General features: G+C 65.6%; 10 protein-coding genes and 1 tRNA gene. 2 read left to right on the top strand and 9 right to left on the bottom strand.

Annotated elements, in window-relative coordinates; translation table 11 throughout:
• Positions 1-3 precede the first annotated feature (3 nt).
• Positions 4-792, bottom strand: coding sequence for an enoyl-CoA hydratase/isomerase family protein (locus GYH26_RS06690; RefSeq protein WP_161540987.1), 789 nt, complete (start codon positions 790-792; stop codon positions 4-6).
• A gap of 171 nt (positions 793-963) precedes the next feature.
• On the opposite strand from GYH26_RS06690, the gene GYH26_RS06685 reads away from it, so the two are divergent.
• The gene (locus GYH26_RS06685; RefSeq protein WP_242006630.1) at positions 964-1,773 is read left to right on the top strand and encodes a DUF6454 family protein; all 810 of its coding nucleotides are present in this window, start codon (positions 964-966) and stop codon (positions 1,771-1,773) included.
• Here GYH26_RS06685 and GYH26_RS06680 read toward each other — a convergent pair.
• The 7 genes from GYH26_RS06680 to GYH26_RS06650 all read right to left on the bottom strand — a co-directional run bounded on the left by GYH26_RS06680 (position 1,766) and on the right by GYH26_RS06650 (position 11,997).
• A complete protein-coding gene (locus GYH26_RS06680) occupies positions 1,766-2,494 on the bottom strand; it encodes a hypothetical protein (protein ID WP_161540985.1) in 729 nt (242 codons plus the stop codon). The two genes, GYH26_RS06685 and GYH26_RS06680, sit on opposite strands and share 8 nt — an antisense overlap.
• Positions 2,475-3,785, bottom strand: coding sequence for a threonine synthase (thrC, locus tag GYH26_RS06675; protein WP_161540984.1), 1,311 nt, complete (start codon positions 3,783-3,785; stop codon positions 2,475-2,477). The genes GYH26_RS06680 and thrC overlap by 20 nt, the downstream gene beginning before the upstream one ends.
• A 4-nt stretch (positions 3,786-3,789) precedes the next feature.
• Positions 3,790-4,767 carry a homoserine kinase gene (locus GYH26_RS06670; RefSeq protein WP_012843764.1) on the bottom strand — a complete coding sequence of 326 codons (978 nt, stop codon included), beginning with the start codon at positions 4,765-4,767 and terminating at the stop codon, positions 3,790-3,792.
• 27 nt (positions 4,768-4,794) lie between these two features.
• Positions 4,795-6,273, bottom strand: coding sequence for a glutamate synthase subunit beta (locus GYH26_RS06665; protein ID WP_012843763.1), 1,479 nt, complete (start codon positions 6,271-6,273; stop codon positions 4,795-4,797).
• A gap of 25 nt (positions 6,274-6,298) precedes the next feature.
• The gene (gene gltB, locus GYH26_RS06660; protein WP_161540983.1) at positions 6,299-10,831 is read right to left on the bottom strand and encodes a glutamate synthase large subunit; all 4,533 of its coding nucleotides are present in this window, start codon (positions 10,829-10,831) and stop codon (positions 6,299-6,301) included.
• A 664-nt stretch (positions 10,832-11,495) separates the two neighbouring features.
• Positions 11,496-11,572: transfer RNA gene (locus GYH26_RS06655), tRNA-Pro, on the bottom strand.
• A gap of 59 nt (positions 11,573-11,631) precedes the next feature.
• Positions 11,632-11,997 carry a MerR family transcriptional regulator gene (locus GYH26_RS06650; protein WP_161540982.1) on the bottom strand — a complete coding sequence of 122 codons (366 nt, stop codon included), beginning with the start codon at positions 11,995-11,997 and terminating at the stop codon, positions 11,632-11,634.
• A 105-nt stretch (positions 11,998-12,102) separates the two neighbouring features.
• Between GYH26_RS06650 and GYH26_RS06645 the strand changes: the two genes are divergently transcribed.
• Positions 12,103-13,020, top strand: coding sequence for a DMT family transporter (locus GYH26_RS06645; protein WP_012843760.1), 918 nt, complete (start codon positions 12,103-12,105; stop codon positions 13,018-13,020).
• Between the two features lie 3 nt (positions 13,021-13,023).
• On the opposite strand, the gene GYH26_RS06640 is transcribed toward GYH26_RS06645, so the two are convergent.
• Positions 13,024-16,083 carry an SbcC/MukB-like Walker B domain-containing protein gene (locus GYH26_RS06640; protein WP_161540981.1) on the bottom strand — a complete coding sequence of 1,020 codons (3,060 nt, stop codon included), beginning with the start codon at positions 16,081-16,083 and terminating at the stop codon, positions 13,024-13,026.
• Positions 16,084-16,143 lie beyond the last annotated feature (60 nt).

The raw sequence follows: 16,143 nt of genomic DNA, 5'->3' as shown, positions 1-16,143 counted from the left end.
GGTTCAGCCTGACGATTGGCGCCAGGGGGGATCCTGCTTTTCCAGAAAGGCCCGGATGCCGGCCTTGCAGTCGGCCGTACCCCGCGCCAGCGCATTGACCCGCGTGGCATAGGCCAGCGCCGCGTCCAGACTCAGGCCGGGCAGATCGGCCAGCAGACGACGCGTCAGCGCAACGGCCGAAGGGCTCGTCTCGGTGGCCAGCTCATGGGCCAGTGCCTGCACCGTAGCATCCAGCACATCGGCCGGCACCGCCTGATGAATCAGCCCCAGCCGCACGGCTTCCTCCGCTTCGATGAGCCGGCCGCGCAGCAACAGATCGCGGGCGACGGTCTCGCCCACCCGGCGCAGCACAAACGTGGCCACAATGGCCGGCACGAACCCGATGCGCACCTCCGTAAAGCCCAGCTTACTGCCGGCGGTCGCGATGGCGAAGTCGCAGGCCACGGCCAGCCCGCACCCGCCGGCAATGGCATGGCCGTTCACCTTTGCAATAAGCGGCTTCGGATAATAAGCAATCTGACGAAACAGCGCGGCCAGGCGCTCCGAGTCGGCCAGATTCTCCTCGGCCGTCGCCTCCTGAAGCCGCGAAAGCTCCGCCAGATCGGCCCCCGCCGAAAACACCTTGCCCGCCCCGGTCAGTACCACCACCCGCACCTCATCGCGCTCAGCAACAGCGGCCAATGCCTGAGAAAGCTCCGTGACCAGCGCCCCGCTCAGCGCGTTGCGTTTGTCCGGCCGGTTGAGCGTCAGCGTCGCGATCGGCTGTTCAATGTGCGTCTGTACCAGTTCCATGCGATTATCTCGATCAACGCGTCGGATCGTCCGATCTTTATCGACAAAGCAGGTAAACCCGAAGGCCCTTCCTATGATACCCCATCGCTTTTTATGATGCAATAACGGCCCCTTTATTCTGCACTAACAGCTCGTCTGTAGCATACGGCGGCCAGAATGAAAAAAGCCGCCATGATCCGACCGCTACAGCTTACACCGATCCTGCTGCTCCTCAGCACGCTTTCCCTGCCAGCACCCCCGGGCTCCGCGCCGCCTTCTTCGGAGCTCCCCGCCTCGATCGTACGCCATCGTCTGCCCGATCCCACCGTTCGCTTTCCCCTTCGTTTCGACGCCTACCACGTCCAGGGTCTGGTCGTGACCGACACCGCCTTTTTCATTACCGCCGTCGATCGTCGAGAACGACGCGGCTGGATCTTTCGCGTCGCGCGCGCCAGCGGACGCCCCACTCTCCGCCGGGAGCTGACCGAAGGCGAACGCATCCACCCCGGCGGTCTCGCCTTCGACGGACGCCTGCTCTGGGTCCCCAGTGCTCCCTACCATCCCGGCGGTCCCTCCCGCATCCTCGCGCTGTCCCCCGACGACTTTTCCGTCGTGCACAGCTTCTCAGCGCCCCGACACATCAGCCTGCTGGCCGCCGATCCGGAAGGACGCCTCGTCGGGACCGACTGGGACTCGCGTCACTTTTACATCTGGGACCCCTCCGGTCGACTCCTTGCGCAGTTTCCCAGTCCCACCGGCGTGGCCTACCAGGACTGCCAGTTCGTCGAGCGGCTGCTGCTGTGCGGCGGTTACCACCGGCTTTTTCAGGGCGTCCTCGACTGGATCGATCTGGAAAACCGACGGCTAGTGCATCGCCTGCCCGTAGGACGGACCCGCCAGGGATGGCCGCTGACGCGCGAAGGGCTGGCCTTGCATCGCGACACGCTCTACCTGCTGCCCTACGATGGCGCGGGCGACGTGCTGGCCTTCGCGCTCAACTGACCGCACAGCAGAAACGATACAGGGGCCAGGCCATCCGCCAGGTTTCCAGGATCCAGTCCACCACCTCACTTCCCCGTTCCAGCACGGCCTCTCGAGACAACGTCCATCCCGCCCAGATACCCTCCGCACCACGCAGCAGGACCGACAGGCGCTGCAGATCCTCCACGCCACCTATCAGACGCGCTTCTCCCTTCCTCGGGTAGATTTTGACTTGCAATAACGGAATAATCGGCCCCAGAACCGATACCCCGGCCTCCGGCAGACGCGCCCGCACCGCACGCCAGACCGTTCGCGCCGGCTCCCCGGCATACACGCCCACCCGCAAACCATCGGCATGCAAACTCACGATAAGCTGCACATCGGCCAGACGTCGCCGCCCCTGCCGGTAAAACGCCATCCAGTAATGCGCATAGCAGCCACCGGCCCCGAAGTCATTCTTCAGAAACCGACTGAACACGTTGCGCTCCGTCTCCAGTGCCAGGGCGTTAGGGAGCACCCAGTTCACCACCAGATCGTCCCGCAGCCTCCGAAAAGGCTCCTGCACGTACCGGCGCAACGCGGGCTTTTCCTGTCGGTACTGCTCGATGTGCGGACGGGACTTCAGACGAGCCAGGGCCTCGAACGCTTCGGGCGCAAAGCCCTCAAAGGTGCGCACCGGTGGTACGAGCGCGGTCAGCTTTTCCGGTGCGACTTCGGCCGGATCACGCCCCGGCAGCCACATGAGGCAACAGGTGCGCTTTCAAGGCCTCCAGATCGGCTTCGACATGAACCACAGAAACTTCCTGCTTCCAGAGCCGTGCCAGCGCCTCGGGCGCCTCCGGCTCGAAATCCAGCGCCTGGCGGATCACTTCGGGAAACTTGGCCGGGTGGGCCGTAGCCAGCACCACGAGTGGTGCCCGATCACCTGTGGCCTCCCGGTAGCGGCGGGCCGCCTCCAGCCCCACGGCCGTATGCGGATCGGCCAGGTAGCCGGTCGTCTCGTACACCCGCCGGATGGTCTGCAGCGTTTCTTTGTCCGATACGCTCGTGCCCCAGATGCGCTCGGGCATGGACGCGCCCAGCAGCGCCTGCAACCGTTCGAAGTTGCTCGGCGCGCCCACGTCCATGGCATTCGACAGCGTGCGTCGCGATGGCCCGAAGGCCGGTCCCTCTCCCGCCAGAAAGCGCGGGAAGAAGTCGTTCGCGTTGTGGGCGGCAATGAAACGCCGCACGGGTAACCCGCTCAGTGCGGCCAGCACCCCGCCGGTCAGGTTGCCCAGGTTGCCGCTGGGCACGCAGAAGACCACTTCGTCGAACCCGCCCTCGGCCACGGCCCAGATGTAGTAGAGCATTTGCGGCAGCAGGCGTCCCACGTTGATCGAGTTGGCCGAAGAGAGCCGCACGCGGGAAAAGTCCGGATCGGCGAAGGCCGATTTGACCAGCCGCTGGCAGTCGTCGAACGTGCCGTGCACGGCGAAGGCCTGCACGCCCGGCCGTTGCACGATGAGCTGGCGCTCCTGCACGGGACTGACCTGGCCGTAGGGATAGAGCAGGCCTACCTGCACGCGCTCCAGTCCGGCGAAGCCATCGGCCACGGCGCTGCCCGTATCGCCCGACGTGGCCACCAGCACCAGCAGGCGCTCCTCTCGCCGGCGCAGCACCTCACGGGCAAAGCGGGCCATGGTGCGGGCGCCAAAGTCCTTGAACGAAAGCGTCGGCCCGTGGAAAAGCTCCAGCACGTAAAGGCCGTCGCCCAGCGGCACGAGCGGTACCGGGAACGAAAGCGCCTCGGCCGTTACCCGGGACACCGTTTCCTCCGGAAAAACGCCCTGCAGCCAGCGCGCCAGCACCTCGGCGGCCATCTCGGGAAACGAGCGGGCCGCGCGCCAGACGGTGGATGGCAGTTGCGGAACACGCTCCGGGATGTAGAGGCCACCGTCAGACGCCAGCCCCTGCAACAGGGCTTCGTCGAACGTCAGGGCGGGCGCCTTCCCGCGCGTGCTGACAAAACGGATGGGCTCCGGAGCACTCATGATCTCAGAGCTGACGTGCGCCTTCAAAATCGACAGCCGTAACGTATCCTTCCACGTCCACCCCGCTTTGCAGGCAGGCTTCCCGCATGGCCGAGAGCACCTGACGGGCGTGCATTTCGTCGCGGGCCAGTGCGAACATGGCCGGGCCCGAGCCGGTCAGGGCGCAGCCGAAGGCTCCGGCGGAAAGCGCGGCCCGGCGTACCGGCTCGTAGCAGGGCACCAGCCGCGCCCGAACGGGCTCCACGATCCGATCAGCCATCATCCAGCGCCCCACCGTCTCCCAGTCGCCGGCCCGGAACGCGTCGATCAGAAACGCCAGTGCCGAGGCATTGTGCACGGCGTCCTGCAGCGTCACCTGCCGGGGCAGAATTTCGCGGGCCGTACGCGTCAGGATTTCGACCCGGGGCAGAATCAACGCGATCGACAGGGGCCCGGGCAGCGGAATGCGGCGGTAGCAGGTCGGATCGCTGGCCGACACGAGCACGAGTCCGCCGAAAAGCGCCGGTAGCACGTTGTCGCCGTGTCGGCTGCCCGAAGCGACGGCCTCCCCTTCGAGCACGGCTTCCACGAGCGCCTCGCGCGGCAGGGGCTCGTCCAGCAACAGGTTGGCCGCCCAGGCGCCGGCCACGGCACTGGCGGCCGAGCTGCCCAGTCCCGAGCCGGAGGGCAGCCCTTTATGCAGGCGTAGCGCCACTCCGTGGCGGGCACCCACCTGGCGCAATACGGCGGCGGCCGCCACGGCGGCCGTGTTCGTGGTGGAATCACAGGGAATGCTGGAGCCGGGCAGGCCGTTGGCCTCCACCAGCGTCACGCCGGGCGTTTCCGTGCGCCAGGCTTCCACCCGATCCCCGAGCCCCTGGATGCACAGCCCCAGCGCATCGAAGCCGGGACCAAGATTCGACAGCGAGCCGGGGCCCCAGACCACCACGCGCTCGCCCTGTCGGTCGGATACCACAGAAATTGACGATGGTACAGCTTCCATAGCGGCGGCAAGATACGAGTGGCCGACTTATCGGAGCAAGGGCAGGTCGCCTTCGCCCTTCGTGGGCAGCGTCGTATAGTCCATCAGGTACAGATCGACACCGCGGGCCGCCTCACGCCCTTCCGAGATGGCCCAGACCACCAGCGAAGCGCCCCGATGCGCGTCGCCTGCCACGAACACGCCGGGGACGTTCGTCTGGAAGTGTTCGTCCGCCTTCACGCGTCCACGTTCGTCCAGTTCGACGCCCAGCGCCTCCAGCAACGGGCTCCGCTCCGGTCCCTCGTAGCCGATGGCGATCAGCACCAGATCGGCTGGCCATTCGCGGCGGGAGCCGGGCACCTCGCGGCGCATGCGGCGGCCGTCCGGTCCCGGCGGACCGGGTTCGACGTCCACCGTGATCACCCGCTCGACGTGCCCGTTGCGCCCCTCGAAGGCGATCGTCTGCACGCTCCAGACCCGCTCACACCCTTCTTCGTGCGAGGTGGTCACCTGCAGCAGGTGCGGATGATAGGGCCAGGGCATTTCGGGCGTGCGCTCTTTTGGCGGCGCCGGCCAGATGTGAAAGTTCGTGATGGAGCGGGCGCCCTGCCGATTGGCCACGCCAATACAGTCGCTGGCCGTGTCGCCCCCGCCGATGACGATCACGTCCTTGCCGGCGGCGTCGATGATCGGGATGCCGGCCGCTTCCAGGTCGTCGCGAGCCACCCGCTTGGTAGCCTGCCAGAGGTATTCCCAGGCGAAGTGAATGCCGGCCAGTTCGCGTCCGGGGACCTTCACGTCGCGCGGTTGCGTGGCGCCCGTGCAGAGCACGATCGCATCGAAGTCGCGCCGGAGCTGATCGACGGGATAGTCGCGGCCCACGTGTACCCCGGTGCGGAACGTGATGCCCTCGGCTTCCAGAATGGCCACGCGCCGGTCGATCACCCACTTTTCCATCTTGAAGTCGGGCACGCCGTAGCGCAGCAGCCCTCCGATGCGGTCATCCCGCTCGAAAACCGTCACCCAGTGGCCGGCGCGGTTGAGCTGGTCGGCGCAGGCCAGTCCGGCAGGCCCCGATCCGATGACGGCCACCTTTTTGCCGGTCCGGCGCGCCGGTGGCTCAGGTTTGACCCATCCTTCACGGAAAGCCCGTTCGATGATGGCCCACTCGATCTGTTCGATCGTCACCGGCGGTTCGATCAGGCCCAGCACGCAGGCCGACTCGCAGGGGGCCGGACAGACGCGTCCGGTAAACTCCGGGAAATTGTTCGTAGCGCGCAGCCGCTCGTAGGCATCCCGCCAGCGGTTGCGGTACACCAGGTCGTTGAACTCCGGAATCACGTTGCCCAGCGGGCAACCGGAGTGGCAGAACGGAATGCCGCAGTCCATGCAGCGGGCGGCCTGCTGCTGGATGCGTTCGTCCGGCAGCAGCCGGTACACCTCTCGGAAATCCCGAACGCGCTCCTCGACCGGTCGCTTCTCGGGATTCTCGCGGGGGATTTCTATGAAACCTCGCAGGGATCCCATACGCTTGCGTACAACTTGTGGGTTTTCAGGCGGCCAGATGTTGCCGTAGGTTCGCTTCTTCCTGCTCCCGGGCCAGCCGCTCGAGCGCCTTCCGGTAGTCGATCGGGAAAACCTTCACGAAGCGGGCCAGGATGTTCGGCCAGTCTTCCAGCACCCAGCGGGCCACCGGGCTGCCTGTGTAGGCGTAATGGCGTTCGATCAGTTCGCGCAGCTCGGCAATGTCCGCCTCCTCGACCACCGGCATCAGCTCGACCATGTCCAGGTTGCAGTGGCGCTCGGCGAACAGCCCGTCCACGTCCAGCACGTAGGCGATGCCGCCGCTCATGCCGGCCGCGAAGTTGCGGCCCGTGGGGCCCAGCACCACCACGCGCCCGCCGGTCATGTACTCGCAGCCGTGGTCGCCCACGCCCTCGACCACGGCCCGGGCGCCGCTGTTGCGCACGGCGAAGCGCTCGCCGGCCCGGCCGCGGATGTAAGCCTCGCCGGAAGTGGCCCCGTAGAGTGCCACGTTGCCGATGATGATGTTCGACTCGGCCGGATAGGCGGCGTTTTCCGGCGGATGAATGATGAGCTTACCGCCGGAGAGGCCTTTGCCGAAGTAGTCGTTGGCCTCGCCGATGACGCGCAGCGTCACGCCCGGCGCCAGGAACGCCCCGAAGCTCTGTCCGGCCGAGCCTTCGCAGTCGAGCCAGATCGTGTCTTCCGGAAGACCGCTTTCCCCGTAGCGCGTAGCGATTTCGTAGCTGATGCGGGCACCGACGGTGCGGTCCGTGTTACGGATGGCCACGTGCAGCCGCACCGGCTCGCGGCGCTCCAGCGCAGGCTTCAGGCGGGGCAGGACGCGCTCGTCGAGCGTGGGCACGTCGCGGCGCGCGGGCGGCTTCTGGCTGAAGGGCCGCAGGATCTCCGGTGTTTCGACTTTTTTGATCAGCGGCCGCAGATCCAGGTAGCGGGCCTTCCAGTGGTCGGTCGACCGGATGCGCAGCCGATCGACGCGCCCGACCATTTCCTCGACCGTCCGGAAGCCCAGTTGCGCCATGATCTGGCGCAGCTCTTCAGCCACGAAATAGAAGTAGTTGATCACGTGCTCCGGCTGGCCCGTGAACTTCTTGCGCAGCTCCGGATCCTGCGTGGCGATGCCCACCGGGCACGTGTTCAGGTGGCATTTGCGCATGCGGATGCACCCTATCGCCACCAGGGGGGCCGTGGCAAACCCGAATTCCTGGGCGCCCAGCAGGGCCGCGATGGCCACGTCGCGTCCGGTCTGGAGCTGACCGTCCACCTCCACGACGACCCGCTCACGCAGGCCGTTGGCCACCAGCGCCTGATGCGTCTCGCTCAGCCCCAGCTCCCAGGGCAGACCGGCGTGCAGGATCGAGGTGATCGGCGAGGCGCCGGTGCCGCCGTCGTGTCCGCTGATCAGGATGACGTCGGCCCCGCCCTTTGCCACACCCGCTGCAATGGTGCCCACACCCGCCTCGGCCACCAGCTTCACGCTGATGCGAGCGGTGGGATTGGCCTGCTTGAGGTCATAGATGAGCTGGGCCAGGTCTTCGATCGAGTAGATGTCGTGATGCGGTGGCGGCGAGATCAGGCCCACCCATGGAGTCGAATGCCGCACGCGGGCGATCCAGGGATAGACCTTCTCGCCCGGGAGCTGACCGCCCTCGCCCGGCTTGGCCCCCTGCGCCATCTTGATCTGGATTTCGTCGGCGCTGGCCAGATAACCGATCGTTACGCCGAAGCGTCCGGAGGCCACCTGCTTGATGGCGCTCCGTTTCGGGTTGTCCCGGGCGTAACGCTCCGGTTCCTCGCCGCCTTCGCCCGTGTTGCTCTTCCCTCCGATGCGGTTCATTGCCTCGGCCAGCACCTCGTGCGCTTCCCTGCTGATCGAGCCGAAGGACATGGCGCCCGTCTTGAAGCGGCGCACGATGGACGTCCAGGGCTCGACCTCTTCGAGCGGGATCGGGCGTTCGGCCGGGACGAAGTCCAGCAGGCCACGCAGTTTGCACAGCCGCCGACTCTCGTCGTTGACCAGGCGGGCGAATTCCTCATAGTCTTTCGGATCGCGTTCGCGGACGGCGTGCTGCAGTTTGGCCACCGTCAGCGGGTTGTAGCGGTGATGCTCGCCGCCGCGCCGCCACTGGTAGAAACCACCGCGCTCCAGCTCGTCCTTCGGTGCGCCGGCAACCGGCACCTCCGGATAGGCCTGCTCGTAGCGCAGGCGCACCTCCTCGGCCAGCACGTCGAAGCCCACACCGCCCAGCCGGGAAACGGTCCGGGCAAAGCAGCGCTCGACCACCTCCTCGCTCAGGCCCACGATTTCGAAGATCTGGGCGCCCCGGTAGCTCTGAAACACCGAGATGCCCATCTTCGACATCACCTTGAGCAGCCCCTTGCAGAGCGCCTTGATGTAGCGCTGCTGGGCTTCCTGGACGTGCAACCCGGTGATCTCGCCCATGCGCACCAGGTCGGCCACGGTTTCCAGGGCCAGATAGGGACACACGGCGTCGGCACCATAGCCGACCAGCACGCAGAGGTGGTGCACCTGGCGCGGCTCACCGCTATCGACCACCAGGCTGCAGCGGGCCCGCAACCCCGTGCGGATCAAGTGGTGATGCACGGCTCCTACGGCCAGCGCGGCCGGAATGGGTGCCCGTCCCGGACCTGCTTCCCGATCCGAGAGCACCAGGATGGTGAAGCCCTGCTGCACGGCCTCGGCGGCCTGCCGACACAGTTCGTCCAGCGCGGCCACCAGGCCTTCACCGCCAACCTTCACGTCGAACGTGGTGCTGAGCGTGGTGGCCCGCAGGTTCTCTTCGTCCAGCGCCTTGATACGGGCCAGTTTTTCCGGGGTCAGCACCGGATGCTCCAGACGCAGCCGGTGCGCCTGTTCGGGCGTTTCGTCCAGCAGGTTGGCCTCGCCCCCCAGATACGTATGCAGCGAGGTAACCAGCTCTTCGCGGATGGCGTCGATGGGCGGGTTGGTCACCTGCGCGAAGAGCTGCTTGAAGTAGTCGTAGGTCAGCCGCGGAAAGTCCGACAGCACGGCCAGCGGCGTGTCGTCGCCCATGGACCCGACGGGATCATCCTTCTTCTGCGCCATGGGCGCCAGGATCATGCGCAGCTCCTCGAGCGAGTAGCCAAAGAGCCGCTGCTGGCGCCGCAGCGATTCCAGATCCGAGGTCCGCGGCAGAGCCTGGGCCCGGGGCAGATCCGCTTCGGTGCGCAGGTGCGACCGGAGCCAGAGACGATAGGGCCGGCGACGACTCAGCGTGGCTTTGATCTCCTCATCCCGCACAACCCGGCCTTCCTCCAGGTCCACCAGGAACATGCGTCCGGGCTGCAGCCGGCCTTTTTCGACGACACGTTCGGGCTCCAGATCGAGCACACCCACTTCGGAGGCCAGCACGACGAGCCCGTCGCGGGTGATCGTGTAGCGGGCCGGGCGCAGCCCGTTGCGGTCGAGCACGGCCCCGGCGTAGCGGCCGTCGGTGAAGCAGACGGCGGCCGGTCCGTCCCAGGGCTCCATCAGACAGGCGTGGTATTCGTAGAAGGCCTTGCGCGCGTCGTCCATGTAGTCGTCGTGCGCCCAGGCCTCCGGGATGGTCATCAGAATGGCGTGCGGGAGCGAACGACCGGCCCGGTAGAGCAGCTCGATCATGGCGTCGAGCATCTGCGAGTCGCTGCCCGATTCGTCGAGCAGCGGCAGCACCTTGGCCAGATCGTCGCCCAGCAGTTCCGAGCGCAACAGCGCCTCGCGCGCCCGTAGCGCATTGATGTTGCCCCGCAGCGTGTTGATTTCGCCGTTGTGCGCCAGTAGATGGAAGGGCTGGGCCAGCGGCCAGCGCGGCCAGGTGTTCGTGCTGAAACGCGAGTGCACCAGAGCCAATCGGCTGGCAAAACGCGGGTCGGTCAGGTCCGGGTAATAGACGCCCAACTGATCGGGCATGAGCATGCCCTTGTAGACCAGCGTGCGCGCCGACAGGCTGACCACGTAGAAGTCCGGGTCGTCGATAACATGCCGGGCCCGACGCTTGATCACAAACAGCTTGCGCTCGAAGGCCTCCACGTCGAGCCCCGGGCCCGCCTGCACGAACACCTGCCAGACGGCCGGCTCGACGGCGGCCGCCGACACGCCCAGCACTTCGGGGCGCGTGGGCACACGACGCCAGCCCAGCACCTGCTGCCCCTCGGCCTGCACCAGTCCCTCAAAGGCCTCCCGGCAGGCCTGCTGGCGCGCGCGATCTTTCGGCAGAAAGAGCATGCCCACCGCGTAGGCGCCGGGTTCGGGCAGCCGAACGCCCTCCTCCAGGGCCACCTCCCGGAGGAACAGATCGGGGAGTTGCACAAGGATGCCCGCCCCGTCGCCCGTGCGCTCGTCGCAACCGCAGGCACCGCGATGGCTCAGGCGCAGCAGCACCTGCAGGCCGTCCTGCACAATGGTGTGGGAAGGGGCATCCGTCAGCGTACAGATCAGACCGACGCCACAGGCGTCTTGCTCCTGAGCGCTAAACAGCGAGCGATGGTGATCGGGGTTCTGGTTCTGCAGGCGCATCGCAACCCGGGGTTTATGGCGCCCCGGTCTGCGCTGCAATCTTTTAAAAAAGTTGTAAAAGAGAGGCAGCCGGGGTCGCCAGGTTGGAGAATCAGGCGGTAATCGTCGTTACGCGGCCCGTAGGGGCCGTAATAAGGACCGCACCGCAAGGTCGTACCGCACGGACCATCCTGGCGCACACCCGACGCACGACACCCTGCTTCCCGTTGCATCCGGGAAGTGACAACCGGCCTGTCTGACGAGAAGCAAGGTGATGCATGCGCGTACCCGTCAATTTGCAGCGTAACGTTGCTTTTTGATTGCAATAACGCATTTAAGATCCTCGCCGTCAAGCAGCAAATCCTGCAAAAACAACAGCGTCGGTAGCGCTTTCATTAAATCTAAACGGATTGGAAGCCCTTTTCATTTTTGTTTTTAAGAAAAACTTTCCATCAAACCTTAGTTTCATTGAGCAATTCTAATCTTTCGACTTTCTTGTTTATACATTATTCACACAGACAATTACTCTTTTAGCTCGACAGCAGGCGCCACCAAAAAAGCTTTACCGATCAGAACAAAGCACCGGACAATTTCAGGAAGCGTCAGGATCTGCAACGGGATGACGCTCAAGCAGCTCGCCAGAATTGCCCGCACAAAAAAAAGCCCCGCCCGAAAGGGCGGGGCCTGGTCGGGACGGTGGGATTTGAACCCACGACCCCTAGCACCCCATGCTAGTGCGCTACCGGGCTGCGCTACGTCCCGACATCATTCGCTGGCAAACTACACCGAATGGTAGCCGTCAGGCAAGGGCTGCAAATGCTTCAATCGGGGCCGGAGTTCCCTTTTGCCGGCTCTTCACAGCCGGGCCGCGCTTCCAGGTACTGCAGCAACTCCACCAGAAACGCCCGGAGTTCCAGCAATTGCGCCCGCATGGCACCGTCCTGCCGTTGGCGCCGACGTGCCAGCACGCGCCGCGCCCCTTCGATCGTGTAGCGCTCCACATGCAGCAGGTGCTGGATCTCCCGTAACAGTGTCAGATCTTCTTCCGAGTAGCGACGACGGCCGGCCTTATCCTTCTGCGGCCGTAACTCCTCGAACTCGGTCTCCCAGTACCGCAGCACATGGGGCGCCAGCCCCGTCCGCTGCGCTACCTCCCCGATGCTGTACCACTTCTGCTGCTCCTGCATAACGTCGCCCGGTCTGCTGCTGCAAATTTAACGGGAAGCTATCAAAACGAAAAGGCGCTTTCCGGATATTTGAAGCTTCCAAACCGCACAACCTGCCGAACGGCCATGTCGCAGAGCCGCCTCAAATACGAGCTGGCGCTATTGTTCGACGTGCTGGTCTGGGGCATCAACTTTCCCATCCTCAAGGTGGCCCTGGCCGCCATGCATCCGTTCGTGGTCAATCTCTTTCGTTTCATTTTCTCGCTGCTGGTGCTGGGCGCATTGCACGCCTGGACGCACCGACGCGACCGCACGCCGTTTTTCGAGCCGCTGCGCACACACGGCCGCGCCATCCTGCTGCTGGGCCTGCTCGGCTACGTGATCTACCAGCTGGCCTTCATCGAAGGCGTCAACCTGACCACCTCCGGAAGCGCCGCGCTCATCATGGCCAGCGCACCGCTCTGGACCGCCGTCATCAGCCAGCTCCGGGGCTACGATCGGCTGAACCTGCTGGGCTGGATCGGGTTGCTGGTGTCGCTGCTCGGGACCGCCGTCGTGGTACTCTACGGACCGCGCGCACTGGACTTTTCAGAAGATGCGCTGCTGGGCAACCTGCTGATGACCGGGGCAGCCGTGGCCTGGGGCGCCTACACGGCGCTCAGCCAGCCGTTCGTTCATCGCATGGACCCGGCCAGCCTGACATTTTTCAGCCTGCTGCTGGCCTATCCGATCCTGGCGCTGCTGGGCCTGCTGCATATCGACGCGGTGGTGTGGGCCGACGTCGATGCCACCATCTGGGCGGCGCTGATCTTTTCCGGGGCGCTCTCGACCGGCCTGACCGTCGCCTTCTGGAACCATGCGATCCGGCACGTTGGCCCCTCCCACACGGCCGCCTTCGGCAATCTGGTCCCGGTGGTGGCGCTTGTGGCCGGCTACCTGATGCTCGGCGAGCCGATCACCCCGGCCCAGCTCCTGGGCGGCGCCGGCATCATCGGCGGCCTGCTCCTGATGCGCCGGGCCCGCCGCATGCCGCTGCCTTCGTGAGGATCACACGCCGATCACCTCGAAGCGCGAGCCCTCGACCGGGTCTTTCTCGACCTCGATCCGCACCGGAAACACCTGCTTGAGTTCGCTCAGGTGCGTGATCACCAGAATCTTGTCGAAATCGGACTGTACGGCCTGAATGGCCTCCACCAGATGCTGCAGTCCCTGCAGGTCCTGCGTGCCGAAGCCCTCGTCGATGACCAGCGTGCGCACGCGCACGCCGCTGCGCTCGGCCAGCAGCTGGGCCAGCGCCAGCCGCAGCGCAAAATCGACCCGGAAAGCCTCGCCCCCGGAGAAGGTCTCGTAGGGACGGGCCGCCCCCTGCTCGTCGGTGATGATGATGTCGAGCGTTTCTTTCGTGCCTCCGGATTTTTTGGCGCGCTGCGTGCGCAGGTAAACGTGCATGCGGCCGTCGGTCAGCCGCTCGAGCAACTCGTTGGCGCGGGCCTCCAGCTCGGGAAGCGTCTGTTCGATGATCAGTGAAGGGATGCCGTGCTTGCCGAAGGCCTGTTGCAGATGTCGGTGCAGCCGTTCCCGATGCCGTACCGATTCCAGCTCCTGCTGGAGCTGTTTGCGTTGCACACGAAGCGCCTGCAATTGCTCCATACGCGCCTGGCATTCACCGATTGCCTGCCGCACCTCCTGCAGCGCCTCCTCTGTGGCCGCCAGTTGCTGCCGGGCTTCTTCGCAGGCCGCCTGCACGCGGGGAAGATCTTCCAGCTCCTGCCGGAGTTGCTGCAGCTGCGCCTGCAGCCGCTCCAGCGCCTGTTCCTCCTGTCGGATGCGTCGCTGCAACGTCTCTCGTTCCTGCCGGCCTTTCTTCAGGTTTTCCTCCGCATGGAGCAGGCGATGCACCTGGGCGCCGACGTCGCCCAGCGCCTCCAGCTCCTGCTGCACCTGTTGCAGACGCGCCGGATCGAAGCCGATCGCCTGAAGCTTTTCCTGAAGTGCGCGCTTGCGCTGCAGGAGCTGTTGCAAAGCCGGCCCCTGATCCAGCTCCTGACGGTACTGCTGCTCCAGTTGCGCCAGCCGCCGCTGCTCGTTCTCCAGGCTTTCCCGCCGTCCCTGCAGCGTCTCCAGCTCCTGAAGTCGTTCGCGGAGCGAAGCGGCTTCGGCCGCCTGCTGCCGTAGCACCTCAAATTTTTGCTCGTCGAATGGAATGGCCTCCAGCTTCCGGTGCAGTTCCTCCAGCCGACGCCGTTGCTCCTGCGCAAAGGCGCGCTGTTCAAGTTGTACCTGAAGTGCCGATAGCTGACGCGCAAGCGCCTCCCGTCGGGCATTACGCCGCTGCAGTTCTTCCAGCTGCGCGCGCGCACGCGCCAGCTCTTCAGGCGCCTTCTCCAGCCGCTTTGCTTCCGAAAGTCGGGCTATGTACTGCTGCCGGAGCGCTTCCCGCTCCTGCTCCAGCGCGGCCAGCCGCCAGCGCCCTTCATCCAGTCCACGCGCCAGCTCCCCCAGTTGCTCTTCGTAGTGGCGCTCGACCTCTTCCCGGTGCTCGGGCCCCAGCTCGCTGCCACAGACCGGACACACGTCCGCTTCGGCCTGCCGGAACGTATCGTAGCGCTGCTGCAGGTCCTGCTGCTGTCGCTCCAGCTCCTGCAGCCGCGCCTGCAGCGCTTCGATCGCCGCCTTCTTGCCCTGCCCCGTCTCCTTCAGTCGTTCCAGTTCTTCCTGCAGCGCCCGGTAGCGGACTTCTTGCTGCTCCAGCTCACGGCACCGGGCTTCCAGTGCGGCAAGCTGCTCCGGCACGTCGGCCTCCTGCTCCAGCTGGCGCTGCAGCGACCGCAATTGTCCTTCGAGCTCCTTCTGCGCGGCCAGCAGCGCTTCGGAGACGTGGCGGATTTCCTCCTCCAGCGCGCTGCGCTGCTGACGCTGCTGCTCCAGCCGGGCCATTTCCTGACGTGCCTGCTCGGCCGCCTTCAGGCGCTGCGCGATCCGGGGTCGCTCCTGCAGCCGCGTGGTCAGCTCCTGGAGCTGTCGCTGCACATGCTCCTGCTCTTTGCGGACCAGCGCCAGCTTCTTTTCCAGCTCGCTCCGCTGGCGTTCCAGTTCGCTCTGGACCTGATCCAGTTGCTTCTGGATGCCCCAGTACTGCTCGCGCTTTGCTTCGAGCTGGCGGCGCTCTTCCTGCAGGGTTCGCTCGCGGGCATGGGCCTGTTCGATCTCCTCACGTCGCGCCAGCAATTGCTCCAGGTCCTGCAGCTCGGCCTCCAGTCGGACCAGCCGCTCACGTTCCTCCCGCAGGCGGGCCGTCTGCTGACGCTCCTGCTCCTGCAGTTCTTCAAGGCGGCGGCGGTTTTCTTCCAGACGTACGCGCTGCTCCTGAAGCGTCTGCAGGTGCCGCTGGCGGGTTTCACGCTCGGCCTCCAGCGCCTGGCGACGCTCCTGCAACGCTTCGTGCCGGGCTTTCAGCTCGGACTCCTCCTGAAGTGCTTCCTGAATCTGCTCCAGCTGGCGTTCGATCTGCTCGGCCCGGGCTTTCGCCTCGCGGACCTCCTCCCGCGCCAGTTCGGCCAGTCGCTCGTAGCGATCCAGGTTCAGGATACGGGCCAGGATTTCCTTGCGCTCACCGGGCTTTTTGCGCGTGAACTCGTCGGCCCGCCCCTGCAGCAGAAACGACGCGTTGATAAAAGTCTGGTAGTCAAGGCCCAGCAGCTGGTTGAGTCGTTCCTGCGTTTCGGAAACCGAAGCGCCTGTAAGCGGCCGATAGGTGCCGGTCTCCGGCTCGTACACCTGCAGTTCCAGCTCCGACTTGCTGGTTTTGCCGGAGCTGGAGCGCGTGTAGCGCCGGAGCACCCGGTAGCGCTGGCCTTCGAGGTCGAAGGTGAACTCCACCTCCATCTGCTGCGCCCCCACGCGCAACAGGTGCTCGTCGGGTTTTCTGCTGTCGCTCGTCTTGCGCGCCTCGCCCCAGAGGGCCCAGGTGATCGCGTCCAGCAGCGCCGACTTGCCCTGGCCGTTGTTGCCCGACAGACAGGCCACCTGAAACTGCTCGAAATCGAGCACGGGCGCCGCCTCCCCGTAGCTCATGAAGTTCTTGAGGCGCAACGCGACCGGTACCATCCCTGCGTTCTCCGCGTTCGTTGAGCTGACTGCTGAAAGATAAAACAGTCCGGTGCCGAA

This window comes from Rhodothermus marinus (assembly GCF_009936275.1).
In the GTDB taxonomy this organism is placed as follows: domain Bacteria; phylum Bacteroidota; class Rhodothermia; order Rhodothermales; family Rhodothermaceae; genus Rhodothermus; species Rhodothermus marinus_A.
The sequence above is the reverse complement of the archived record's forward strand: the minus strand, read 5'-3'. Positions and strand labels throughout refer to the sequence as shown.